Annotated in this window: 28 protein-coding genes and 1 pseudogene; 27 read left to right on the forward strand and 2 right to left on the reverse strand. The window is 39.6% G+C overall.

What is annotated here, in order from left to right; translation table 11 throughout:
- The first annotated feature begins 2 nt into the window (after positions 1 to 2).
- The 24 genes and pseudogenes from fliI (at position 3) to treC (ending at position 20,840) form a co-directional block, all read left to right on the forward strand.
- On the forward strand, positions 3 to 1,313 hold the full coding sequence (gene fliI, locus G7057_RS05560) for a flagellar protein export ATPase FliI (RefSeq protein WP_076767781.1): 1,311 nt from the start codon (positions 3 to 5) through the stop codon (positions 1,311 to 1,313).
- Between the two features lie 25 nt (positions 1,314 to 1,338).
- Positions 1,339 to 1,773 carry a flagellar export protein FliJ gene (gene fliJ / locus G7057_RS05565; protein WP_166161914.1) on the forward strand — a complete coding sequence of 145 codons (435 nt, stop codon included), beginning with the start codon at positions 1,339 to 1,341 and terminating at the stop codon, positions 1,771 to 1,773.
- A gap of 21 nt (positions 1,774 to 1,794) precedes the next feature.
- Positions 1,795 to 3,105 (forward strand): flagellar hook-length control protein FliK, encoded by a 1,311-nt coding sequence (locus tag G7057_RS05570; RefSeq protein WP_166161916.1) that lies wholly within the window; start codon positions 1,795 to 1,797, stop codon positions 3,103 to 3,105.
- 19 nt (positions 3,106 to 3,124) lie between these two features.
- Positions 3,125 to 3,550 (forward strand): flagellar basal body rod modification protein, encoded by a 426-nt coding sequence (locus G7057_RS05575; protein WP_166161918.1) that lies wholly within the window; start codon positions 3,125 to 3,127, stop codon positions 3,548 to 3,550.
- A complete protein-coding gene (locus G7057_RS05580; protein ID WP_227004668.1) occupies positions 3,550 to 3,948 on the forward strand; it encodes a TIGR02530 family flagellar biosynthesis protein in 399 nt (132 codons plus the stop codon). The genes G7057_RS05575 and G7057_RS05580 overlap by 1 nt, the downstream gene beginning before the upstream one ends.
- A 38-nt stretch (positions 3,949 to 3,986) precedes the next feature.
- Complete coding sequence (locus G7057_RS05585; protein WP_166161920.1) at positions 3,987 to 4,871, forward strand: flagellar hook-basal body complex protein; 885 nt, start codon at positions 3,987 to 3,989, stop codon at positions 4,869 to 4,871.
- 30 nt (positions 4,872 to 4,901) lie between these two features.
- Positions 4,902 to 5,114 carry a flagellar FlbD family protein gene (locus tag G7057_RS05590; RefSeq protein WP_166161922.1) on the forward strand — a complete coding sequence of 71 codons (213 nt, stop codon included), beginning with the start codon at positions 4,902 to 4,904 and terminating at the stop codon, positions 5,112 to 5,114.
- Positions 5,111 to 5,926, forward strand: a complete 816-nt coding sequence (locus tag G7057_RS05595; RefSeq protein WP_166161924.1) for a motility protein A — start codon at positions 5,111 to 5,113, stop codon at positions 5,924 to 5,926. Before G7057_RS05590 ends, G7057_RS05595 begins: the two co-directional genes overlap by 4 nt.
- Entirely contained in the window at positions 5,919 to 6,644 is a 726-nt protein-coding gene (locus G7057_RS05600) for an OmpA/MotB family protein (protein WP_076767768.1), read from the forward strand. The genes G7057_RS05595 and G7057_RS05600 overlap by 8 nt, the downstream gene beginning before the upstream one ends.
- A gap of 3 nt (positions 6,645 to 6,647) precedes the next feature.
- Positions 6,648 to 7,115, forward strand: coding sequence for a flagellar basal body-associated FliL family protein (locus G7057_RS05605; RefSeq protein ID WP_166161926.1), 468 nt, complete (start codon positions 6,648 to 6,650; stop codon positions 7,113 to 7,115).
- Positions 7,116 to 7,136: 21 nt separating this feature from the next.
- Positions 7,137 to 7,445, forward strand: a complete 309-nt coding sequence (locus G7057_RS05610) for a flagellar biosynthetic protein FliO (protein ID WP_076767764.1) — start codon at positions 7,137 to 7,139, stop codon at positions 7,443 to 7,445.
- A 50-nt stretch (positions 7,446 to 7,495) separates the two neighbouring features.
- Positions 7,496 to 8,176 (forward strand): flagellar type III secretion system pore protein FliP, encoded by a 681-nt coding sequence (gene fliP / locus G7057_RS05615; protein WP_166164090.1) that lies wholly within the window; start codon positions 7,496 to 7,498, stop codon positions 8,174 to 8,176.
- Positions 8,177 to 8,198: 22 nt separating this feature from the next.
- Entirely contained in the window at positions 8,199 to 8,462 is a 264-nt protein-coding gene (gene fliQ / locus G7057_RS05620; RefSeq protein ID WP_076767760.1) for a flagellar biosynthesis protein FliQ, read from the forward strand.
- A 10-nt stretch (positions 8,463 to 8,472) separates the two neighbouring features.
- Positions 8,473 to 9,231: a flagellar biosynthetic protein FliR gene (locus G7057_RS05625; RefSeq protein ID WP_156892221.1), complete on the forward strand. Its 759-nt coding sequence runs from the start codon at positions 8,473 to 8,475 to the stop codon at positions 9,229 to 9,231.
- A gap of 14 nt (positions 9,232 to 9,245) precedes the next feature.
- Positions 9,246 to 10,313: an EscU/YscU/HrcU family type III secretion system export apparatus switch protein gene (locus tag G7057_RS05630; RefSeq protein ID WP_166161928.1), complete on the forward strand. Its 1,068-nt coding sequence runs from the start codon at positions 9,246 to 9,248 to the stop codon at positions 10,311 to 10,313.
- A gap of 36 nt (positions 10,314 to 10,349) precedes the next feature.
- A complete protein-coding gene (flhA, locus tag G7057_RS05635; protein ID WP_193566115.1) occupies positions 10,350 to 12,431 on the forward strand; it encodes a flagellar biosynthesis protein FlhA in 2,082 nt (693 codons plus the stop codon).
- A gap of 23 nt (positions 12,432 to 12,454) precedes the next feature.
- Positions 12,455 to 13,177 carry a sigma-70 family RNA polymerase sigma factor gene (locus G7057_RS05640; protein ID WP_166161931.1) on the forward strand — a complete coding sequence of 241 codons (723 nt, stop codon included), beginning with the start codon at positions 12,455 to 12,457 and terminating at the stop codon, positions 13,175 to 13,177.
- Complete coding sequence (locus tag G7057_RS05645) at positions 13,170 to 13,595, forward strand: flagellar basal body rod C-terminal domain-containing protein (protein ID WP_166161933.1); 426 nt, start codon at positions 13,170 to 13,172, stop codon at positions 13,593 to 13,595. The genes G7057_RS05640 and G7057_RS05645 overlap by 8 nt, the downstream gene beginning before the upstream one ends.
- 16 nt (positions 13,596 to 13,611) lie before the next feature.
- Positions 13,612 to 14,274, forward strand: coding sequence for a flagellar hook-basal body protein (locus G7057_RS05650; protein ID WP_166161935.1), 663 nt, complete (start codon positions 13,612 to 13,614; stop codon positions 14,272 to 14,274).
- Positions 14,275 to 14,289: 15 nt separating this feature from the next.
- Positions 14,290 to 15,015 (forward strand): cell division ATP-binding protein FtsE, encoded by a 726-nt coding sequence (locus G7057_RS05655; protein WP_166161937.1) that lies wholly within the window; start codon positions 14,290 to 14,292, stop codon positions 15,013 to 15,015.
- A 29-nt stretch (positions 15,016 to 15,044) separates the two neighbouring features.
- Entirely contained in the window at positions 15,045 to 16,358 is a 1,314-nt protein-coding gene (locus tag G7057_RS05660) for a carboxylate--amine ligase (RefSeq protein ID WP_166161939.1), read from the forward strand.
- A 118-nt stretch (positions 16,359 to 16,476) separates the two neighbouring features.
- Complete coding sequence (locus G7057_RS05665; RefSeq protein ID WP_166161941.1) at positions 16,477 to 17,346, forward strand: nuclease-related domain-containing protein; 870 nt, start codon at positions 16,477 to 16,479, stop codon at positions 17,344 to 17,346.
- Between the two features lie 252 nt (positions 17,347 to 17,598).
- Positions 17,599 to 19,113: pseudogene (gene treP / locus G7057_RS05670) on the forward strand (PTS system trehalose-specific EIIBC component).
- A gap of 74 nt (positions 19,114 to 19,187) precedes the next feature.
- On the forward strand, positions 19,188 to 20,840 hold the full coding sequence (treC, locus tag G7057_RS05675) for an alpha,alpha-phosphotrehalase (RefSeq protein WP_166161943.1): 1,653 nt from the start codon (positions 19,188 to 19,190) through the stop codon (positions 20,838 to 20,840).
- Positions 20,841 to 20,884: 44 nt separating this feature from the next.
- On the opposite strand, the gene G7057_RS05680 is transcribed toward treC, so the two are convergent.
- Entirely contained in the window at positions 20,885 to 21,244 is a 360-nt protein-coding gene (locus G7057_RS05680) for a hypothetical protein (protein ID WP_166161945.1), read from the reverse strand.
- Positions 21,245 to 21,441: 197 nt separating this feature from the next.
- On the opposite strand from G7057_RS05680, the gene G7057_RS05685 reads away from it, so the two are divergent.
- Both G7057_RS05685 and G7057_RS05690 read left to right on the forward strand, forming a co-directional pair.
- On the forward strand, positions 21,442 to 21,801 hold the full coding sequence (locus G7057_RS05685; RefSeq protein ID WP_166161947.1) for a hypothetical protein: 360 nt from the start codon (positions 21,442 to 21,444) through the stop codon (positions 21,799 to 21,801).
- 318 nt (positions 21,802 to 22,119) lie between these two features.
- On the forward strand, positions 22,120 to 23,226 hold the full coding sequence (locus tag G7057_RS05690; RefSeq protein WP_166161949.1) for a GerMN domain-containing protein: 1,107 nt from the start codon (positions 22,120 to 22,122) through the stop codon (positions 23,224 to 23,226).
- Positions 23,227 to 23,419: 193 nt separating this feature from the next.
- Here the strand turns inward: G7057_RS05690 and G7057_RS05695 are convergent, their stop codons facing one another.
- A complete protein-coding gene (locus G7057_RS05695) occupies positions 23,420 to 24,439 on the reverse strand; it encodes a YeiH family protein (RefSeq protein WP_076767736.1) in 1,020 nt (339 codons plus the stop codon).
- Between the two features lie 142 nt (positions 24,440 to 24,581).
- On the opposite strand from G7057_RS05695, the gene G7057_RS05700 reads away from it, so the two are divergent.
- On the forward strand, positions 24,582 to 25,451 hold the full coding sequence (locus tag G7057_RS05700) for a LysR family transcriptional regulator (RefSeq protein WP_166161951.1): 870 nt from the start codon (positions 24,582 to 24,584) through the stop codon (positions 25,449 to 25,451).
- The last annotated feature ends 4 nt before the right edge of the window (positions 25,452 to 25,455 follow it).

A 25,455-nucleotide genomic window follows, 5' to 3' on the forward strand; every position in this document is an offset into this window, starting at 1 on the left:
AGATGCTTGAAGTACCGTTCGACCAGTATCAAAAACAGCTGAAGAAGAAAAATTACTTCCAAACAAAAGGTAAGGTATCGGAAGTAACGGGTTTAATTATTAAGGTTGAAGGATTGGAAGCTTTTATTGGAGAAGTTTGCGAGATTTTAATCAAAGCGACGGAGAAAATTGTATTGAGTGAAGTCGTTGGCTTTGTAGAAAAAACAGTTCTACTTATGCCGCTTGATAATTTAGACGGGATTGGACCTGGCTGTTTAGTTCGTCCAACGGGTAAAACCCTTCAAGTAGAGGTGTCAGACGATTTACTTGGGACTACACTCGACGGATTAGGTAGGCCCATGTCTCATGACGAGCCTATTAATGGCAGGTTGCAAGAGGTAAATGGAGAGGCACCCGATCCCTTTAAACGAAGAAAAATTGAAACCATCATTCCAACCGGTATTAAGGCTATCGATGGTGTATTAACAATCGGTGAAGGCCAACGAGTTGGAATTTTTGCCGGGAGTGGGGTTGGTAAATCAACTCTTCTCGGTATGATCGCACGTTATTGCGAGGCCGATGTCATTGTAATTGGCCTAATTGGTGAGCGTGGACGTGAAGTTTTGGAATTTATTCAAAATGATCTTGGTGATGAAGGTTATAAGAAGTCGGTTGTCGTTTGTGCGACGTCTGACTCGCCGCCACTCGTTCGCTTGAAGGGTTCCTTTACAGCAACGGCCATTGCCGAGTATTTTCGTGACCAAGGTAAGAAGGTGGTCTTGATGATGGACTCTGTTACTCGTGTGGCGATGGCACAACGGGAGATTGGTTTGGCGACAGGTGAGCCGCCGACAACCAAAGGCTACACACCCTCTGTCTTTACAACGTTGCCACGGTTGTTAGAGCGAAGTGGGATGTCGGATAAAGGTTCGATTACAGCCTTCTATACTGTTCTGGTTGAAGGGGATGACATGAATGAACCGATTGCCGATACGGTAAGGGGGATTCTGGATGGTCATATTCTCCTATCTCGAAAGATTGCGTCCGAGAACCAGTATCCTGCTATTGATATTCAAAACAGTATCAGCCGTCTGATGAAGGAGATTGTTTCCGAAGATCATTATCAAGCAGCCGGCAGATTGAAAGAAAATATGGCGATTTATGCCGAATCGAAAGATTTGATTGATGTTGGTGCCTACCAAAAAGGGTCTAATCCAAGTGTTGACCGAGCAATTCAACTGCACCAACCCATTAAAGGGTTTTTAAAACAACAAGTTGAAGAACCTTATACATTTACAGAAACCATGCAATTTTTAACGAAGACATTAGCTTAAGAGATTATGAGTTGAGGTGAACAGAGTGGCAAGTCATACATTTTCCATGGAGAAAATATTAGGGTGGCGTTTTGATCAAGAAGATGAGGCGAGACTACAAGTTGCTAATCTGAAGGAAAAATGGGATCGCGAAAACCAACATCTTCAAAGTTTAATCCAAGAGAATATCAAAGTAAAAAATGATAATCTGAAGAATACTCACATTCAAACATTACGCTACAACGATTATTACAAAATGGTGATTGATGAAAAGATTATCCAACAAAAAAACCTTATGGATGCGACGCAAGCGCAAATTAGTAAAGCTAATGAACAGTTGCTTGAAGCTCATAAAAATCGTAAAGCAATGGAAAAGCTGAAAGAAAAAGAATTAACGGCTGCAGAAGAAGAGATGAAACGGATTGAACAAATGCAGCTCGATGAATTTGCGACAATGAGCTATAAACAACGCGTCTTATAAGAAGACGAGTTGTGAAAGGAGGTGAATATACTGGATAGCATATCCTTATTAACAACCGTTTTAACAGCAGAAAATAATCACCAACTAAAAACACCAGCAGCAGATAGTGAGCTATTTCAAGAGTTGCTCGGACAGTTTATGCAAGGTTCTACTGAAGACCAAGCGCCTTTTATTGAAGATGAATTGACAGTTGATGTTGATACAACTGAATTAAGGTTTGAAGAACCCGCTGAAGATATTGAAGAAATGCTAGAGGAAGCTAAGAAAGTCATGCTAACCTTCCAACACGTTCGTAACGATGAACCAAGAGAAGGGCCTCAAATTTCTGATAATAGCCAACCGCAAATAATCACATCGCACGATCAACCGACTATGCTCTTTATGAAGAAGGATATATCTGACAAACAAGCGATGATAGCTAGTGAGTCGTTAGAAGCTGAAATGATGATGAGCTTTGAAGCGGATCGTTTCGAAAAGATTAGTTCACCAGAGGTTATCCATGAAGTGTCAGTTTCTGAAAATATAAGTCAACCAAGTGATCTTAAACCGACAAAAGAGACACCCGTTTCTGAGTTGGAGTTACTTCCGCAAGAAGAACGAGAATTTGAGGTTCCTGAACCAGCAAAAGCAAAGATTGAAGATAAAGTTGAACAAGTTAAACTGAGCCCTCCAATCGACCAGCTGAGTCTTGATAGCGAAGTAGAGCCTGTTACAGAAGACTTTTTGAAAGTTGATGGTAAGCAAGTTGGGATGAGAGAACAACTCGTGACAGCAGATCAACCGCTAGTTGCTGAAGCTGTTCAAGTTCAACAACTTGAGCAAGCACCCATCAATCCTGCTCTGAGAGAAGCAACGCCACTTCCGACTCCATCGACAACTGAAATAAGCTTTCATAGCCCACAACAGTTTGTAAGAGATGTCGGAGCATTAATGGACTTATCGATTCAAGACATAACAACTAAAGAGAGTAAGCAAATTCGTGTTAGCTTGACACCGGAGACATTAGGGAACATTGAAATCCAGCTAGAATGGAAGGACGACAAAGTTTTGGCTAAGTTGATGGTTCAAAAGGACGATGTTAGAACATTTTTGGAAACGAAGATGCCGCTTCTCTTATCAGAAACGAAAAATGAAACAGTGATTCAATCGATTGTGATTGAAGAATTGCCACAAGCAAACCTTCATTTCTCAGGTCAGCAGATGGATTTCAATAGCCACCAGCAAGCCGAGAAACATTATCCGACTAACTATTCAAACCAATCAACTATGGTTGAAGAGGAAGCCGAAGAAGAAATGACAACTTCAACAGATGGGTTGAGTTTATATATTTAAGAAAGGAAGCGAAACTAAAATGGAAATTTCACAAAACTTTACAATCGGATCAACAGCGCAAGTTCAAGCCGCCGCTAAAACATCAAATTCCGATATGAATATGGAAGACTTCTTAAAAATATTAGCAGCCTCATTGAGTATGCCATCAATGGGTGGTAGTGAGGGTGGATCCGACCAATCAATGGATTACATGAGTCAAATGATTCAGTTCAGTACGATTGAACAGTTACAAGACTTATCAACCTCACTGACAACGACCATGTTAATGACACAGCAACAGCAAGCCTTAACGATGATTGGGAAGGAAGTAACCGTTGTTCAAGATGGCGAACGCATTACAGGAACCGTTGAAAAGGCAAAATTCCTAAATGGCTATGCAACGCTTCACATTAATGGGAAAGATTACTATATGAATAGCGTGATGGAAGTAGGAGCTGATTCTTAGTGGCAATTCGGATTAATCAGGCGACTGATCCTGTATCGCGGCCAATACATCAGCCCCAACAACAAGAAACAAAGGTATTTCAATCCGTTTTATCAGAAGAGAAGAGCGAATTGAAACTATCTAACCATGCCCAAAAGCGGTTAGAACAACGTGGCATGCATTTGGGAGAACAAGATTTTACGCAATTGAATGATGCAGTGGATGAGTTAGAAGAGAAGGGCTCCAAACAATCCTTACTGATTTATAAGGACTTGGCGCTGATCGCAAGCATCAATAAACGAACCATCATTACTGCTCTAGACCGTGAAGAGGTTGACACAGTAACGAATATTGACAGTACTAAATTTGTAAAAGAGCTGGACCGAAAGGAAGCTCCGTCTACTGACCGATTGATGTAGACCATAACTATAAGACAACAAATGGAGGAAATAATAACATGTTAAAATCTTTATACTCTGGCGTAAGTGGAATGAAAAACCTACAAACAAAAATGGACGTTATCTCGAATAATATCGCAAACGTAAATACAACAGGTTTTAAAACAGGTCGTGTTCGTTTTGAAGATATGATTAGCCAAACTATTTCAAATGCGCAAACAAACGTTAACGCAAAACAAGTTGGTCTAGGTGTCCAAGTGGGATCCGTTGATAATGTCATGGGTGGCGGAAACTTACAACCAACAGGGAGAGATTTAGACTTCGCGATTGAGAATGGTGATAACTCATTCTTTACAGTTAGTCCTGACGGTGAAGATGAAGCAGTCTTCTATACGCGTGATGGTGGGTTTTACTTGAACCCTAATAACGAATTAGTAACAGCATCTGGCTACCATGTCATGGGTGTGATGGCACCAGCAGGAACTAAAAATGATGCGACTTTCGATATCGGAACAATTGAATATGATGCAGCTGCAGGTATGTCTAAAGTTGAAATTCCAAAAACAATGTTAGACGATGCTGGTGTAGCACAGCCTTTAGACAGCTATTCTATTGATTCAACAGGGATTATTTTTGGTGTTTACAACGGAACATCATACATCGTTGGACAAGTATCATTAACGAACTTCAGTAACCCAGGTGGTCTTGAAAAAATTGGTGGAAATATGTACCAAGCAACAAACAACTCTGGTGAGGCACAAGTCGGCGGGGCACATCAAGATGGCTATGGTACAATTCGTAGTGGCTTTTTGGAAATGTCAAACGTTGACTTATCAAACGAATTTACTGAAATGATTGTTGCGAGCCGTGCTTACCAAGCTAACTCTCGTAGTATTACAACATCAGATCAAATGATTGAAGAATTACTATCATTGAAACGTTAATAAATAACCGATAGATTTGAGGAATAAATCGTGATTACATTAAGATCAATTACAGGAAAAGAATTTTTACTAAATAGTGATTTAATTTACCGCATTGATGAAAATTTCGACACGATTATTACACTAACAAACGGAAAAACACTCCCTGTAGCAGATACAGGAGTGGAAATAACTGAAAAAGTAATCGCCTATAAGCGTGAGATTATGAGTGGTTTTAGTTTAGAAAGGAAAGATAGTGAATGAAAAGAAGTTACGTTTCAGTCCTGTCCTTAGCCATTGGCTTCGTGTTGATTTTCTGGTCAATCGTTGTTGGTGGGGGAGCCATTTCGGCATTTTTTCATCCCCCTTCCATTATTATTACGGTTGTTGGGTCATTCTCTGCTTTAGTTATTAGTTATCCAGTAGAGCAACTGAAAAAGGTGCCCTCTGTTCTGAAGAAGTTAGTTCATTCACCAGAAGTAGACCGTCAAGAATTGATTGACCGAATTGTAGAGCTAGCACGAATAGCTAGAAGCCAAGGTTTGTTAGCTTTGGATAATGAGATTAACGCTATTAACAATGAGTTTTTAGCAGAAGGGCTAAAAATGGTTGTTGATGGTATGGATCCAGAATCCATTCAGGAAATTTTAGAGTTAAAGATTAGTAATATGGAAGATCGTCATGCGATTGGCCAGGGAATCTTCATAAAATGGAGTGAACTAGCACCAGCCTTCGGTATGATTGGGACATTGATTGGTCTAATTAATATGTTAGGTGCCTTAACAGACCCGAGTACCATTGGGTCGGGGATGGCGGTTGCTTTAATTACAACCTTCTACGGAAGTTTCTTGGCTAACCTTGTGTTTGTACCGATTGCTACCAACCTACAAGCAAAGACAGAAGTTGAAGTTCTTATTAATGAAATGATGCTTGAAGGGATTTTAGGCATCCAAGCAGGTCAAAACCCACGTATTATTGAACAAAAATTAGTAAGCTACTTAGATGGTAAAACTAAAAAAAATCGACTAGCTGATGCACAGGTAAACATACAAGGTGAGGGACAAGGCTATGCGTAGAAAGAAGAAAAAGGAAGTCCAAAGTGCGGGATCACCGCTATGGATGACAACTTTCTCTGACTTGGTTACGCTGCTATTAACCTTCTTCATCTTACTTTTTTCAATGTCACAAATTAGTGACGATAAATTTAACCAAATGGCTACCTCTTTATCAGGAACGTTCACAGGAGGAAATGGTATACTGGATGGTATTATTATGCCACCAGAAGAGCTAGTTGATGAACAAGTAGATAACGAAGTCGATACATCAAATTTTGATCCTGAATTACTAGATCTGTATCACGAAGTTTACTATTTTATAAAAGAACATGGATTAGAAGAAAAAGTTTCATTAACTGCTGACCAAGATGGTATCTATGTCAACATGAATAGCACGATTTTGTTTGGTATTGAGAGCGCAACTGTTACAAGTGACGGACGTAATGTGCTCTCTTCACTAGCAGACTTGTTTAGCCGCTTGGACAACAAGGTGATTGTTGAAGGATATACGGATGATGTCCCAACTCAATATGGTCAATACCCAACAAACTGGGAGTTATCGGTCAGTCGAGCGGTATCAGTTGTCCGTTACTTGAGCGAAGTAGAAGGAATTGATCCTAATCGCTTGTCAGCAGTGGGATACGGTGCACATGAGCCACTCGTTCCAAACGATTCAGCTGCTAACCGCGCAAAAAACCGACGAGTAAATATCGTTGTAGTGTATGAAAAGGAGGACTAACGTTTGAAAGTAAAGAATAACAACGGACTAACGTTTCCTAAGCTAATTATCCTCGCCCTTTTAGTAGGTGTGTTAGCAATCGGTGGCGGTGTAATCGGATCGATGGTTAGTTCTGGTAAAATTCAGGAATTCTTCAATAAGGAAGAAGAGGTCGTGGTTGAGAAAATCACCGTGCCATTCTCCGAATTCCTGTTAAACTTGAAGCCCGTTTCAGCAAATGATAATAGTTACTTACGAATTGAATTTTCATTTCTTGTAACTAGCGCTAAAGATGAAGAAGCTTTACTAGCAGAAGAGGCAGTGGTAAGAGACACTGTCATTGCCATTTTAAGAGAAAAAACAAGAGCAACCATCTTCTCAGAAGAAAATGGGAGCTTAACTGTTAAAGAAGAAATAAAAGCAGCAATTAATGACGTGATGGGACGAGATGTTGTCGCAGACATTTATGTGGTTAATATGGTCATGCAATAAGTATGAAAGGTGTTGAATTCAGTGGGAATAACATATGTGTTAAAGATGGTTGTAGCTCTTGTAGTGATTATCTTTTCAGCTAATATTTTGTTGCAGAAGATGAACCAACTTTCTTCAAAAGGCAGTCCAAATATGAAAGTAATCGAACGGCTAGCACTGAGTCGGACTTCTTCTATTTGTATTGTTGAAGTAATGGAGAAATACTACTTAATGAGCTGTACCGAACAACATAATGAGATTCTCAAGGAAATCGATGCTAGCGAGATGAAGCGGGTAACCCCTTCGTCCATGTTGTTTAATCAAATGAAAGAAAAGAGGAGCAACAGTTGAAAAAAGCAATAACATCACTATTGCTTACTCTTTTCTTCTTTCTTTTCGATATGCCTGCCATAAAAGCAACAGGACTCGATAACCTACTGACAGACAGCGCGACAACTCCTGATTCTGTTAAGTTGTATGTCTTGCTCGGTCTACTCAGTATTATTCCTGCCTTTTTAGTCTTAACAACGAGTTTTACACGGATTATTGTGGTCCTATCTTTCTTAAGAAGTTCATTAGGAACCCAACAAAATCCGCCGAATATGTTGTTAACTGGCTTGGCTATGTTCTTAACTATTTTTATCATGCAACCCATTTACTCTCAAGTGAATGACGAAGCGTTACAGCCCTTTTTAAATGATGAAATTAGCTTAGAAGTCGCATTAGAAAGAGCAGAAGTTCCGATTAAGGACTTCATGCTTGATCAAACAAGAGGAAAAGATTTGCAATTATTTTTAGAGTTATCGGATCAAACAGAAGACATTGAAAGTCGAGCAGATATTCCATTGTCTGCTACTATTCCAGCGTTCGCCATTAGCGAATTACGGACAGCCTTTACGATCGGATTTTTATTATTTATTCCATTTTTAATTATTGATATGGTCGTTGCTAGCATCCTCATGTCCATGGGTATGTTTATGCTGTCGCCGGTTATGATTTCATTGCCATTTAAGCTCTTACTCTTTGTGTTAGTGGATGGCTGGTATTTAGTTGTTGAATCAGTCGTATTGGGCTTTTTCTAGTATAAAAGAATGAGGGATAGAGATGACGTTAGAGAGTAGTTTAGATATTGTACGAGAAGCTTTCGTAGTCATTATTACGGTAGCAGGTCCTGTTTTATTAGTGGCTTTGGTTGTTGGTTTGTTAATTAGTATTATTCAAGCAGCCACCCAAATTCAGGAACAGACCCTGAGCTTCGTGCCCAAAGTACTGGCGGTTATTGGCTCATTAATTGTACTAGGAAATTTTATGCTGAATGTGATTGTTAGTTTTACTGAACGGATTTTTGAATTGATTTCGGGTTTGTAGGAGTGAGAGCGTGACGCCAAGTGTTCAAGTATTTTTACTGGTTTTAATGCGTGTCAGTGCTTTTATCTTCGTTTCGCCTGGTTTTTCGCTAAAGGGAGTTCCTCCCATGATGAAGATTGGCTTATCGGTTGGCTTAAGCATGCCGGTTTACAGTGTTATGCCGGTTTTTTCGGTGGCATATAGCTTCCCATCATTTATGGTTTTAGCTATTAAGGAAGTATTGATTGGGCTAGCGATTGGCTACATCTCTCTCTTGTTTTTTAGTGCAGCTGAGATGGCCGGATCATTTGCAGATGCGCAAGCTGGTTTCACGATGGCCGCTCTGTTAGATCCATCATTAGGTGTGAATATGTCCTTTCTTGGAAAGGTGTATTACTGGTTTGCCTTGGCGATTTTCTTTCTTGGCGATTTGCATCACTTGATGATTCAAGCCATTGTCCAGTCATTTGATCAAGTTCCTATTGTTGCAACGGTTGCCGTTGTCCAGACAGAAGGCATCGTCAAGTTGTTTTCAATGGTGTTTACTGCTGCTTTTAATTTGGCTGCGCCATTAATGATTGTGGCTTTGCTAACGGAAATCTTGCTCGGTGTCTTGTCTCGAACGGTTCCGCAGATTAACGTTTTAATTTTAAGTATGCCATTGAAAGTGCTAGTCATAACGATTTTTATGCTGGCTTTCTTACCAGTGCTGATGGACAATCTATCGTCTTTCTTGCCACTGATGATTAAATATACCAATGAATTTATCCAATCACTGTCGCTAGGATAAGAGGGTGAGAAAACGTGTCAGAAAAAGATGGAAAAACAGAAAAGGCCACCCCCAAGAAGCTTCGCGACGCGAGGAAAAAGGGGGAGTTGGCAAAGAGCCAAGAGCTGTCTAGCTCACTTACATTTGCTATTTTTGCTCTAGTGGGTGTGTCGTTGGTAACCAATACCTTGCAGAAGGCCTATCCTTTTTTAATTCGTATGCTGACATTACCGCAATCGGTTCAGAACATTGAGAATGACCTCAATAAGATTGGTATTCAAGCAGTTCTTTACTTCTTTGTGTTTGTCGGCCCTTTTTTGGCAGTGGGATTTGTTGGGTCTTATGTCGCAAATGTGATACAAGTCGGCCTCTTATTTTCGAAAGAGTCCTTAAAACCAAAGCTTAATCGTTTAAATCCGGTGAGCGGCCTTAAAAATATGTTCAGTAAGACTGCCCTGTTTAACTTGGTTAAAAACCTCGCTAAACTGGCTTTACTTGTGTGGGTGGCTCTATCGTCGGCTGAAATGGCGGGCTATTATGCCTTAAACGCCGGTATGGTGGGTGCTGAAAAATTATACTTTTTAGTTTTAGAAATTATTAAAAGCGTCAGCACCAAGCTAGCGGCCTTATTATTCGTTTTGGGAGCTGCAGATTTTGCTTATCAGAAATATAGCTTCCAGAAAAAAATGAAGATGACGAAGCAAGAAATAAAAGACGAATATAAAGAAAGCGAAGGAGACCCGCAAGTGAAGTCTCAACGCAAACAAAAATACCGACAACTAACGCGCGGTACGCTAAAAGATGTGGAAACAGCCACCGTTATTATTACCAACCCAACTCATCTAGCTATCGCCATCCGTTATGATCGTTCTAAGGATGAGGTGCCGATTGTGGTTGCCAAGGGAGCGGACCATATGGCTGCTATTATTAGGGAACGGGCTAAGGAACATGACGTTCCGATTATGGAAAATAAACCTGTTGCTCGTGCCTTGTACAAGTCGGTTGATGCTGGTCAAGCTGTTCCAGCTGATATGTACCAAGCTATTGCAGAAGTACTGGCACTTGTGTACCAAATGGATGAGTTGAAGAAGAAAAAAATATAACAAGCTGAAATAATGGAGGAAGAAAAAAATATGTCTATGAATATTTTGAAGAAGGCGCAAAGAAAATCCGCAACAATGGATATTAGTGTATCGATCTTTGTTGTGATGATTTTGGCGATGATTATTCTTCCTTTGCCAGTTGTTATACTGGATTTTATGTTTGTTTTAAACATTGCCTTATCGATTACGATTTTACTACTGACCTTGTTCACTAAAAGTGTATTGGAATTCTCAAGTTTCCCAACGGTTCTGTTGATTACAACCATGTTCCGCCTAGGATTGAGTATTGCCTCAACACGTTTGATTTTGACAGAGGGTAATGCCGGACAAGTCATTGATACCTTTGCTAACTTAGTGGCCGGTAATAATATGATTGTCGGAACCGTTATCTTCTTGATTATCTTTATCGTTCAGATGATTGTTGTAACAAGTGGGTCGAGTCGTGTATCTGAAGTGTCAGCTCGTTTTACTTTGGATGCGATGCCGGGTAAACAAATGTCGATTGACTCAGATATGGCATCAGGCTTAATTACTGAAGAAGAAGCTCGTAAACGTCGGACAGACTTAGAACGTGAAACACAGTTCTACGGTGCCATGGACGGTGCGAGTAAGTTTGTAAAAGGGGATGCAACAGCCAGTATTATTATCACCTTGATTAACTTAATCGGTGGGGTTGTTATTTTCTCCTTACAACATGGTATGGGAATTGGGGAAGCTTTGAATCAGTTTGGTAAGCTAACCATTGGTGATGGCCTTGTCAGCCAGATTCCTGCCCTATTGATTTCCATTGCTTCGGGTATTTTGGTGACTCGTTCAGGAACATCCAAGAGTTTTGGTAGTTCGTTGCTACCAGAATTATTTTCAACGACCAAGGTTATGTTTATTCTAGCAGCCTTAATGATTATTTTTGCTTTCACACCGGGTTTTCCGACAGTATCATTCTTTCTGATTGGTCTAGCGGCTGGTGTCGGTGGCTACTTATTGAATGAAAACGAGAAGGCTGAAACAGCCAAATCCATTCAAAATGAGCAAGCCGTACTTGCTCAAAAGAGAACGGAGCGAGATAAGGATACGAAGGAAGCCATCGTGCCTCATCAAGTGGATGCCATTTCGATTGAAATTGGTTACGGCTTGATTGGAATCGCTGATGAAACAAAAGACGAGAATATTATGAATCAAGTGCTCATTATCCGTAAACAATTCGCTCAGGAGTTGGGCTTGTTATTAGGACCGATTCGTATTCGCGATAATCTACAGTTAGAAATGAACGAATATGCCATTAAAATTAAAGGAAATACCCAAGCTAAGGGTAATCTCTATATGGATAAGGAACTGATGCTCCTACCTGACGGACAGGATGTAACCTTTAAGGGAATTCCTGCTAAGGAGCCAGCATTTGGTTTGGATGCCTTGTGGATTGAGTCGTCTGACCGCGAAATGGCTGAAATTAATGACTTCACCGTTGTTGATCCATTGACCGTTTTAGTCACTCACTTAAAAGAAACCATTCGCCTAAACAGCTATTCCTTGCTTGGACGTCAAGAAGTGAAACAGCTGCTAGAAGGATTGAAGGACAAATACAATGTGGTTATTGATGAATTGATTCCTGACGTTTTACGTTTAGGTGAAGTTCAAAAAGTCCTACAAAATCTTCTGAAAGAACAGATTCCGATTACCGATATGGTTACTATTTTAGAAACATTGGCAGATTATGGTAATACAGTAAAGGATACAGAACTGTTAACGGAATATGTTCGTCAAGCTCTAAAATATACGATTGTTCAACCATATATGGATGAGTCACAAACCTTAAATGTGGTTACCCTTCATCCAGACACAGAAGAATTATTAAGCCGAAATATTCAAAAATCTTCAGCAGGTTCTATTCCTGTGTTACAGGGAGACGTGATTACGAAACTATTCGATAGCGTGAAGGTTGTCCACTATCAACTAGAAACACAAGGTATTCCACACGTCTTACTTGTATCACCAAAAATTCGTCCTGCTATGAAGAATTTAATTCATTATAATTTCCCTGAGTTAGCCGTGCTGTCATTAAATGAAGTACCTAATGAAATTGCGATTACCGCAGCAGGGATGGTCGATTCTATTGCCTAGTCAAGTTCTCGAGGAGGTGAGCCATGTATTCTGAAGTAAATCAAAGCCGTGACGATGCTATTCTCCAATATTTACCATTAGTGGAGAAAGTTGTTAACGGCCTTAAAATAAAAAGTCGTGAATATGAACGTGGGGATTTAATCAACTTCGGTGTGATTGGATTGATGGATGCGATTGAAAAGTATGACCATCAACAAAAAGTCCCGTTTGAAAGTTATGCCTATTTAAGAATTCGCGGTGCGATTATTGATGAAGTTCGCAAGGTCTCTCATGTTGCTCGCAGCGGTATGGACAAGGTAAAGAAATTCTACCTAGCAAAAGAAGACTTACAAAAAGAGTTGAAACGAGAACCAACAGAAAAAGAAATTTTAAGTAAAATGGCGATAACAGAACGACAGCTGGATGATATTTATGACATTATCAACCAATTGTCTGCTACTAGTCTTGAGCAGTTAATTTTCACGGATGAGAGTGGCGGTGCTAGCTTGGGCGACTTTATCGAAGATAAACGTGTCGACCAAGCTGAGGATATTTTGCTATTAGAAGAAAGAAAAGCTTACCTAGCACGAGCTATTGAACACTTATCAGAACGAGATCAACAAATTCTACAACTATTGTATACAGAAAAGATGGCACTAAAAGACATTGCCTATATCTTTGATATTTCAGTTCCGCGTGTTTCTCAGATTCACGGGAAAGCTATTACGAAGCTAAGAGAGTATATCGGGAGGGAATACCGTGATTAGAAGTTTTAATACCTTACAACAAAATTTTACTAACTTGCAAAGAAAACAAGAAATGGTCAGTTCAAACCTTGCAAATATTAACACACCGGGCTATCAGGCACAGCGTTCTGTGCAAAGTACAGAAGCTGAACGTCAGATGTTTAACCGTTTAGGCGGGCCAAATCGTGATCAAGAAGCAAATATTGGCGGTTTTACTTTTAGCAATTATATTGATGAAGTGTATGTGAACCAAGAACCAGGAACGTTGAAACAAGATGAGACGAATCCAACGCAATATATCGCGTTATCAAATGTGAATACAGCAGATGAAATGGTAGAATTGATGAAGATTTCACGTGAATTTGAATCAAACCAACGCGCACTTCAGGCAACGGATGAAACACTGCGTCGTGCGACAAATGAAATTGGAAAAGTATAGAAGGAGAGACTAATTCATGAATCCAGCTTTAGGAATATCAAGAAGTGGTATGCAAGCTTATCAAAATGCGATGGATACTATTTCATATGACATCGCCAATGTGAATACCACAGCTTATAAAGGTCGCCAATCAGAATTTGAAGCATTGCTGACCAATCAAACCGTTACAACCAATGATTTATTAGTTGAGATTAGCAGTGGCTCAAGAAATGAAGTCTCTACTTTGAATATGCAACAAGGCAGCCTTGTTGCTAGTGAAGGAGACTACCAACTTGCTATCAAGGAAGATGGTTTTTTCCAAGTCACAGCAGCAGATGGCAATACTTACTATACAAGAGATGGTAATTTCCATATCGATCAAAATAACGTCGTAGTGAATGCTAGAGGAGAGGCTTTAACGGTGTCAGCGAATGGCAATCCGATTGATACTCCCGTCTATCAAATTCCAGCAGACCAACTGATTGCAGTTGGTGAGAATAAATATGCCTTGGCAAACGGCGCAACAGCCGTTTTAAATCAAGAGGCAACTGTCTTACAAGGATACCTTGAAAATTCAAATGTTGATTTAGCAACTCGTTTTACAGATATGATGGTTGTTCAACGTGCTTATGCCATGAATATTAAGGCAGCTCAAAGTACGGATGAACTGATGGGCATGATTAATCAGTTTAAGCAGTAGAAAGAGTGTATGGTAATGAATATCATTGAGTGTCATCAAGCTACAAAAATTTATTCGAACAATGTCACTGGCGTGAAGGATGTTTCTTTTTCTATTAAGGAAGGAGAGTTCGTCTATCTCCTAGGGGCGAGTGGCTCTGGGAAGTCGACTCTAATTAGGCTATTATCCTGTCAAGAATCGCTCACTAAAGGCAAGTCAATTATCTGTGGTCACGATACGAGTAAGCTCAAAAAACGTGACTACTATAAAATTCGTCGTGAAGTAGGCGTGGTTCATCAAAACTACAAGCTCCTTCAAAATAAAACCGTTTATGAAAATATCGCTTTTGTTTTAGAAAGTATTGATACGCTTACTGAAGAGCTAGATAGTAACATTCGTCGTGCCCTAACCTTAGTCGAATTAGGTAATCGCGCGCAGTGCTATCCGCACGAACTATCTGGCGGTGAGCAACAGCGACTTGCCATTGCTAGAGCATTTATAAATAATCCTAAGGTGCTAATTGCTGATGAGCCAACTGGAAACTTAGACCCAAGAACGTCTATGGAGATTTTCCGCTTGCTCTATCGTATCAATAAAGGTGGGACCACTATTATTTTGGCTACCCACGATCAAGACGTTATTAAAAATTTTCAATACCGTATTTTAACCTTGGAAGAAGGCGTGTTAGTTTCAGATCAGGAACAAAAAGAACGAGGCTCTCTCCAGTATGATTTCCGCAAGAAAGCATACTTTATTGTTTAATGCTGGGTCAAATGAAAGGAATGAAGAAATTGGAGAGTACAAAGTCAAATCGCTTTTTAGCCGTGATACTGGGAGGTAACCGAGGTGCATATGGACTGGCTCAGGCTTTTTATGAAGCATATGATCAACCGTCAGTTGTTATCAGCCCTTATCAAACAGGTCCAATTCTTCATTCACGAATTGTTGACCATTATTTACAAGCAAGCCCGATGGATATTGACCAATTGTTACAAACACTCGATCAAATTGATCGTGATTATCCAGAGGCAGAGAAACTTATTTTTGGTAGTGATGATTGTTATGTTGAATTACTCGTTGAGCACCGTCATCGTTTTACGGAAAAGTGGCAAGTCCCTTATGTTGAGAGAGAAACTTATGATCAAGTCACCGTTAAATCGAGCTTCTATGAACTCTGCCAGCAGATGGGTGTGTCTTATCCACGTACGAGTATTTTAAATAGCGATAATCGCCGTTTTTCATTGGGGTTTCCGGTTATTGTTAAGCCGGCACAAACACCCGATTATCAAACATTGAGTTTCGAAGGTAAACAAAAAGTTTATATTTGTTATGACGAGCAAGAGGCTTCTGAGAAAATCGCCCTTATTTATAAAAATGGTTACTCTGGTGAATTGATTGTTCAAGAGTATATTCAAGGAGAAGACCAGACATTGGGCATTGTGACGGCCTATGTTGCCAAAAAAGACCGTCAGCTGAAGCTGTTGTCTTATTCCAACGTTTTGGTTGATGATCCGACTCCTTCCGCAATCGGGAACAGTTTGGCAGGCATTGTGCGCAGAGAACCTGAAATCGAGGAATCCGTAAAGAAATTATTAGCGGCTACCGATTTTTATGGCTTTGCCACCTTCGATGTGAAATACGACCAAGCGCACGACGAGTATGTGTTCTTTGAACTGAACGGCCGCTTAGGATCGAGCAACTACTATGTGACCGCATCAGGAAATAACGTCGCCCGTTATTATGTCGAGGACTTTATTTTTAAACGCGAGATAGCTGAATCAACGACGGCCGAGGATATTCTTTATACGGTTTTACCCAAACCCTTATTGTTGCACATGGTAGCAAAAGGAGAACGCAATAAGGTGAAACATTTCTATAATCAAGGAAAAGTAACCCGTTTTCTGCATGCACCTTATGAGCGCCACCCCAGCCGGAAAGCTTACTTGCTAGCATCCAGCTTAAATTATTATAAAAAATTGTTCTTTTTCCCATCGCTGGAACGAAAAGTAATGAGAAAAAACCAGCCACAATCATTTAAACATGATTTGGTTCAGCGAATGAGCGACAGCCCAGCTGAGAACTTAGCACATAAAAATAATATGTAGATACAAGACTGAGAAATTTTTTCTCAGTCTTGTTTTTTTATTTCCAATAAAAAAACGGAAAACGACGTTGTTTGCGAATCTTATTAGTAGAAGAAAAAAACAGAAGGGAGATTTTGTTATGTTTATGAAGGCAAGAACCGAATCGACAGCTTTGAAAGTAATGAAGGCATTGAGCAAGAGAACATCCTTAAGTGTGCTAGACAAGCAATACTTTTTCCGCCAAGAAAGGGGTCATCAAGGAGAAGAACAGTTAGACCGTTATACTCAGGCTATTTCTGAGCGTTATCCCGTATTGAATGATCTCAATTTGAGTGTCTATACCAATGACTTTCAAATTGATACGCTGATTATTAAGGGACAGACCTTACATTTATATGAGGTGAAACATCTGACCCATGATTATATCTATGAAAATGGCAAGCTGCGAAAGCTATCAAACTTTCGAGTGGCAAACCCAACTGGGCAATCAGACCGATCAGAATCCAACTTGTCTAACTTTGTGCGCTGGCAGGGTTATGATTATAGGATTGAAGAGCACATTGTTTTCACCCATCCTGCTTTCTTTATGTATCAGGCGCCGGTGGATTCTAATTATATTTTTCTTCCCCAGCTAGAGCGGCACTTAGAGCAAACCTATCCTTATGAGGAGGTGGGCGATCATGCCTCTTTCATTAGTTGTTTGCTTTCCCATCATCAGGCGGATTATCGTGCGTATAATCTTCCCCATTATGACTATGACGCCATTCGCAAGGGGATTTGCTGCCCGCATTGCGCGTCATTTGACGGCGGCCACACGCGGCAGCTGCGTATTTGCCTAACTTGCGGTCATAAAGAGACGGCCATTCAGGCGATTAGGCGGACAGCTGAGGAATTTGAGCTGCTATTTCCAGCGATGGTGGCAACGCCGGCTCCAATTCATGATTGGTGCGGGGGAATTTACTCTTATCGTCGTATTTATGGGGCGTTGAGGGAGAGAAATGTCGATTGAAGGCTAAAAAATCTGCCAGTCGACATGATTTAGGGAAAAAGTGTCGAGTGGGGCTAGAAAAAGGGCTCGACTCGACATAAATCTCCCCATTCATGTCGAGTGAGCCACCGCAACAGAGTCCACTCGACACTTTTAGACCTTAAGTTCAAAAAACAGAGTGGTAAACGGTTGCAATTTTAAAATGAACAAGGTAGAATGAAAGTATAAAGTAACTTGTCTATACAAGTTGTCTAACAAAAGGAGGAAAAGAGTATGGCAGATTTTAAGCAGGATGCAAAAGATTTATTGGAACATATTGGCGGTTCTGATAATATCTAAGCAGTCACTCACTGTGCAACTCGGATGCGCTTTGTTTTAAATGATCCCGATCAAGCTGATGTGAAGAAGATTGAAGATATTCCATCAGTAAAGGGAACGTTTACGCAAGCAGGGCAATTCCAGGTCATTGTCGGTAATGAAGTTCCTATGTTCTATAATGAATTCGCTAAGGTTTCTGGAAAAGAAGGCGTGTCGAAAGACGAAGCCAAATCAGCAGCTAAACAAAATCAAAACTGGATTCAACGCGCTATGTCCGTTTTAGCAGAAATTTTTACTCCACTTATTCCAGCCATTGTTGTCGGGGGGCTTATTTTAGGTTTTCGTAATATTTTAGAAGGTATTCAATTTCAATCACTAGGGCAAGCGATGGTGGATGGTGCCCCAGCATTCACAACAGCGGGCGAACCCATCTATAATACAATTGTTAATGTGAATCAATTCTGGTCAGGTGTGAACCATTTTCTATGGCTGATTGGTGAAGCGATTTTCCACTTCCTACCAGTTGGGATTACATGGAGCGTAACGAAGAAAATGGGAACAACCCAAATTCTAGGTATCGTACTAGGGATCACCTTAGTATCACCTCAGCTCTTGAATGCCTATGGTGTGGCAGGAACTGCTGCAACAGACATTCCAGTATGGGACTTTGGCTTCTTCCAAATTGATATGATTGGTTATCAAGCACAAGTTCTACCAGCCATGCTAGCAGGCTTTACATTGGCCTTCTTAGAAATATGGTTGCGTAAATGGATTCCACAAGCCATCTCAATGATTTTTGTGCCATTCTTTGCCTTACTCCCAACTGTTTTAATGGCGCATACCATTTTAGGACCGATTGGTTGGCAAGTGGGTAACTGGATTTCAGATGTTGTTTATGCAGGAATTACAGGCAGCTTCAGCTGGTTGTTTGGGCTTGTCTTTGGTGCGTTGTACTCACCACTGGTTATTACAGGGCTTCACCATATGTCCAACGCTATCGACTTGCAATTAATGTCTGACTTTGGCGGTACACAATTATGGCCAATGATTGCTTTATCAAACATTGCTCAAGGGTCTGCGGTTCTAGCGATTATCTTCATGCACCTCGGAAATAAGAAAGAAGAGCAAGTGTCTATCCCAGCGATGATTTCGTGTTACCTAGGTGTGACTGAGCCGGCTATGTTTGGTATTAACATTAAGTACATTTACCCATTCATTGCAGCAATGATTGGCTCAGGGATTGCTGGTTTCGTTTCAGTTCTCTCAGGCGTAACAGCAGCATCAATCGGTGTCGGTGGGATTCCTGGATTCCTATCTATTCAATTTGAGCACTGGCCAATGTTCTTTGTAAGTATGGCAATTGCAATTGTTGTTCCGATTCTATTAACGATTATCTTTGAAAAGAACAACTTATTTGTACCAAAAGGTGATGTCGAAGATGCACCTGTTATTGAAACATCACAAAAATAATAAAAACGGACAGGACAGAAGAAGAGCATGCTCACTTTTGGCCTGTCTCCTTGTTAGAAGAGAAGGAGGCTATTATGGCTAATTTTAAAGAAAAGGTCATTTACCAGCTCTATCCGAAATCATTTAATGACTCGGATGGTAATGGGATTGGCGATATTCGCGGGATTATTGAAAAATTACCGTATTTAGAAACACTGGGGATTGATATGATTTGGATGAATCCCGTATTCCTGTCTCCTCAAAAAGATAACGGCTATGACGTAACGGATTATACGGCCATTGATCCTGTCTTTGGTAGTATGGCAGATTTGGAAGAACTGATTGAAAAAGCAAAAGAAAAAAATATCGAATTGATGTTTGATATGGTGTTTAACCACACGTCAACTACTCACGAGTGGTTCCAACGTGCCCTAGCTGGGGAAAAGGAATACGAAGACTACTACATTATTCGCTCCCCTAAAGAGGACGGCAGCTTGCCAACAAACTGGCAGTCGAAATTTGGTGGCGATGCGTGGGATGAATTTGGCGAGACTGGCAATTACTATTTATGTCTGTATGACAAAACCCAAGCCGACTTAAATTGGAGAAATCCAAAAGTCAGAGAAGAATTGTATAAAGTTGTTCAATTTTGGCTGGAAAAAGGGATTCGTGGCTTCCGCTTTGACGTCTTGAATGTTATCGGTAAAGCAGAAGAATTAGTAGATAGTGATGGTGATAATGAAAAGGGTCTGTATACCGATACGCCGATTGTCCACGACTATGTTCGTGAATTAAATCAAGCCAGCTTCGGACAATACGATGACATTATCACGGTTGGGGAAATGTCTTCCACTACAGTTGAAAATGGCGTTTTGTATTCTAATCCTGATCGTAATGAGTTGTCGATGATTTTCAGTTTCCATCATTTGAAGGTGGACTATCAAGACGGTGAAAAATGGTCAGATGTGCCCTTTGATTTTATCGAGCTTAAGCAATTGCTGGATGAATGGCAAAGTGGCATGTCGGATGGCAATGGCTGGAACGCCTTGTTCTGGAATAACCACGATCAACCGCGCGCCAATAGCCGCTTCGGGGATCCTGAGCGTTTCCCTTATGAAACAACGACGATGTTGGCGCAGGCCATTCATTTGCTGAGGGGGACACCTTATATTTATCAAGGTGAAGAAATTGGAATGACCAATCCTGATTACGGTGATATTAATGAGTATGTTGATATTGAAACCCATAATGCTTATGAGAGCATGCGATTGGATGGCAAGAGCCATCAAGAAGCTATTGCTATTATTAAGCAAAAATCACGTGATAATAGCCGAACACCGATGCAGTGGGACAGTAGTTTAAATGCTGGTTTTTCAACGGCTGAGCCATGGTTGAAAGTAGCTGATAATTACCTAGACATTAATGCTGAGAAGGAACTGGCAGAAGGAAGCATTTTCCCTTACTACCAAAAACTGATTCAGCTTCGTAAATCTATGCCCATTATTTCTGATGGCAGCTACCAAGGTATTTTGCTTGATGACCCAGAAGTCTATGCTTATATCCGTGAAAAAGATGGCGAAAAACTACTCGTCTTAAATCATTTTTACGGCACGGATTATAGCTTAACGATTCCAGAAGAATGGGTGCAAGAGGGAGCAGAAGTGGTTATTGGTAATTATCCCGATGCAAGCTTAACATCCCAAATAACGCTTAGACCCTATGAAACAGTGGCATTTTTAATCAAATAAAAGACGAGCCTTCTACCAATTTTTTTGGTGGCAGGCTCGTTTTTTTATTTAGATAATAAACTATAGAGTAAGGCACTGCCGTAATAAGCGATTAGGAATGGTGTAATGAGATAGAATTGGAAAGGAATAATCAGTGCCGTTGATAAGAAGAGCATCAAAACACAGGCAACTAGCATGACAGCTAGAGTCAGCTGATACGTTTTTTCTTTTTTATAAACTAAGCTGTGATACAAGATGATAAGGGTGAGGCCTTGAAGAATAATTTGTAAGAAGATAGAAAAATAAGCAGGGCCAATATTAAATGATTGCGAGACATAGTCATTGATGGCTTGTGTGGCAAACGCATCAATACCCATTAATAATACAGGTAGAAAAATAAGTGATAAGGTCGTTTTCTTGTTCATTTTTATTCCCTTCTTTCTCAAAAAACCATTATTTATATAAAATATATTATAGAGATTAATTTATGAAAAGTAAATGTTTTTTTGTTTACGTGCAATAAATAACAATATGGTGGAGGTGAAATCAACTCAATTCTAAGCCTTAATAATAACCAATATATTAATAAAAAAAAACTACTTATGTAACTGAAACAACAAAAATGAGTTCGGTTGCCGTTGAGAAAATGGCGATTACCAAACAAGCTGTTATTGAACAAGAGTCTGCTGTAGAAGTAACGAGCAGCGCCTTCGATGAGATTAAACATTCCGTAGAAGACATTACAGCTCGCGTCAATAACTCATCACAAATGTTAAACCAAGTGGACCAAGCATCAAAACAAATCGGTAAGCAGGCAAGTGATATGACAGGAATCGCTGAGCAGTCAGCAGCCAATTCTGAAGAAATCTCAGCGTCAAGTGAAGAACAACTCGCTACAGCTGAAGTGATCGCAAACACTGCCACAGAAATCTTAATGATGTCTGACAGCCTCCATAAAGTGGTTCTGAAATTTAAAGTATAAGATGCGCATTGAGAGGAGCTGAATTTTTTTCAGCTCCTTTTTATTTGCTCAAGAAGTGTGCGATACAGCTTCAAAAATTGAGCTGTATCGCACACTTTTACCTTGAAATGTAAGATACAGGCTGCTTCAAACAGTCTGTATCTTACATTTAGGTACCTGAGTGTGCGTTACAGCTGATAATTTTAGTCTGTATCTTACATTTCGACAAAAAGAAGCTGGGAAAATCCTCAGCCTCCACTCAGCTTTTTCTGATTTCGTATCAAAGTTTGATTATGATATAATTAAAGCAAGTTAAGAAAGATGGTAGGAGGGATTAGTTTGAAGAGAAATCGATTATTAGTATTTGGTTTGCTGGCAGCATTTTTAGTTGCTTGTTCTAAGGAAGACGACACAGTTGTGGATTCATCGTCACAGCCGGCAAGTTCGGAAAGTAGTATTGAGGAGAGTTCATCCGTTGAGGAATCAAGCTCTGTAGAAGAGGAAACCGATACGATTGCCGCTTATTTTCCTTTCGTAGAGAATGTTTTGTCTTCTTATGAAGGCGAAGGCAATGAGTATGCGACATTCAGCTGGTATCCGCAATACATCGAAGAAAATCGCGCACAATATGTTAAAAATAATGGCGGTACGCAAATCGTATCTGTCTTAGATTATTCAGATGGTCAATTAGTCGAAACCTTTACGCGTCCAGAAACATATTTCCGTGAAAATATGTTGGATCAGACAAGTGATGACGCAGGAACTATTTTATTAAAAGAACCGCTTGAAGTAGGCAATAGTTGGGGAAATCCATCAGGTTCAACGACTGAAATTACAGCCGTTGATGTTGATGTGGAAACACCACTTGGCGTATTCCCAGCAATCGAAGTAACGACAACAGAAGGCGATGCTACTACGACACGTTATTATTCTGTCGGCATGGGCTTAGTCAAAGAAGTGGCTACCGATGCACAAGCTAGCTATGAAGTTATTTCAACATTAGCTGAGCAAACCGCAGATACACCAGAATCAACAGTTATCAGAGCTTTCTTCCCAGATGCCAATGCTATGGGGATTGAAACAGCAGATGTGAATGTCGCTTTCTTTACCAATGATGTAACAAGAGAGGTTATTTCCGATTTATTAGAACAAGTGCCAGATGTTGAATACGGCCGTTTAATTCCAGAAGGAACAACGATTAATAGTTTGTACTTGAATGAAGATGGCAGAGTTTATGTTGATTTTTCAGAAGAGCTAGTTGGCAATATGAATGCGGGTAGTTCAGGAGAATCACTTCTATTGCAAGGAATCGTCAATACCATTGGCGTTTACTATGGCGTAGAAGAAGTGCTATTGACGATTGAGGGCGCCCCTTATGAATCAGGCCACTACTCCATGCAAGAAGGCGAATCCTTCAGAGTTGATATGGAAGGCGTTATTGAATAAGTTTTGAAAAAGTGATTGAGTGGGATGCTCAATCACTTTTTTTGTCCTAGACTAGGGGATTATAAGTTCAGCCATCAATGTCTAGCTCCCAAGGCGGACTTGTCCGCTTTTCTTATGGAGTAGGGTAATATAAGTTTTTTTCTGCCTCCGGGAAATTAAACGAATCGTAGCTATTGGCCTGAAATTCTTGTTGTTACACTATTCCCATGAAAAATTCTACAGTGATTGCTACAATCACGACTAGAGTAGAAATAATGAACCCATGAATCATGGGATTAAGGCCAGATTTTCTCATCTCTTTGAAGTCTGTATTCATACCGATTGCGGCTAGAGCAGAAACCATTAAGAACTTGCTTAATAATTTCAATGCATTAGAGAACGGAAGAGGAATGAATCCCATACTATTGATCACAGACATACCCACAAATGCAATGATAAACCAGGGAAAGAGAGAAATTAAATTTACTTTTTCATTTTTTGTTTTTAAAGTAACCGAGTTTTTTCTATTTGAATAAGTGTTAATTAAAGAGAAAATCAATACAGTTGGAATAATAGATAGGGTGCGAGTCAGCTTGACCATTGTAGCAAAATCACCTGCTGCTTCGCTGAATGCATATCCAGCAGCAACTACACTTGAAGTGTCGTTTACTGCAGTACCCGTCCATAAACCGTATGCGATATCGCTTAAACCTAACGCCCGTCCCATAATAGGAAATAAGATAATCATAATTACATCGAAAAGAAAGGTTGCAGACATTGCATAAGCAATATCTTTGTCTTCCGCATCAATCGCAGGAGCGAGAGCAGCAATGGCAGAACCACCACAAATTCCTGTCCCGGCAGAAATCATGTTAGAGAGTTTCCAATTCAAACCAAGCCATTTCCCTACAAAGTATCCTCCTCCAAAACAGGTTACTAAAGTAAAGAGCATGACAATTAAAGATAAGCGTCCAACAGTTAGAATGGTTTCAATACTTAAAGAAGCACCTAATAATATAATTGAAAATTTAAGTATTTTTTTAGACGTAAATGTTAACCCCACCGTTACTTCTTTACTAGGTTTCCAAAAATTATTTAAAAGTATCCCAAGAAATAGTGCGATCAAAGAATCACTAACAATGGGTATAGGCAATAAAGACTGTATGAACCGTGCGACTAAGGCAAGTAATAAAGCAAGAGAAAAACCAGGTAAATAATTTAATAGCTTTTTCATACATTTCTCCTTCCATTAAGAATAATTTATAAATCTAATGTAATTTTACAAGAGCACAACGATAAAATCCAATTATGATTTGTTATCGTTGATAAGGTTATGTTATGGTAAAAGGAGTAAAAATCACATTAAGGAGGGTTCCATGCTAGATACAAAACTACTCACGTTTGTGCAAGTGGCTAAATATAAAAACTATACAAAAGCGGCTCATGCGTTGAATTTAACCCAACCTGCTGTTAGCCAGCATATAAAGAAAATAGAAGAACATTATGGATGTCGTTTGATTATAATCGATGGCAAAACAGTGACTTTAACTGAACAAGGAAAATTACTATACAGTTATGCAAATTTTCAGCTTGCAAATGAGAAGCAATTAATCGATCAAATAAAGAGAGTTGAGACATCTATTAAGATTGGTTCAACATTGTCGATCGCTGATTACTATTTACCAGATTATCTGAGTGTGTATTTAAGTGATTCTGACGAAGTCATTTCTGTGTCTGTAAAAAATACAGAAATGATTATTGATATGTTACTGAACAATGAATTATCTTGTGCATTTATCGAAGGGATATTTGATAAATCGTTGTTTCATTATTTTGAGTTTCAGAATACAAAATTTCTTCCCGTAAGCAGAAAAGGTCACCCCTTGGAAAATTCCAAAGTGAATATAAGCGATATACATGAATATCCTTTGCTTTTACGAGAAAAAGGCTCGGGAACAAGAGAAATTTACGAAAATTTTTTATATGAAACAAATGATTCGCTGCTATCCGTTTCAAAGATTCATGAAATCAGTAGTTTTTCAATTATAAAAAATATATTAAAGAAATCAGATGCTGTCTCATTCATGTATGAAGAAGTTGCAAAAGAAGAAGTCGAAAAAGGTGAATTGTGCTATCTAAATATAAAGGATTTTTTAATCAATCGTCCCTTATATTTTATTTATCCAAAAAATAGTTTGATGAAACAAAAAAACGAAGTGTTTTACGAAAAATTAATGAAAAAATGAAACG

The sequence above is a fragment of the Jeotgalibaca arthritidis genome (assembly GCF_011100465.1).
In the GTDB taxonomy this organism is placed as follows: domain Bacteria; phylum Bacillota; class Bacilli; order Lactobacillales; family Aerococcaceae; genus Jeotgalibaca; species Jeotgalibaca arthritidis.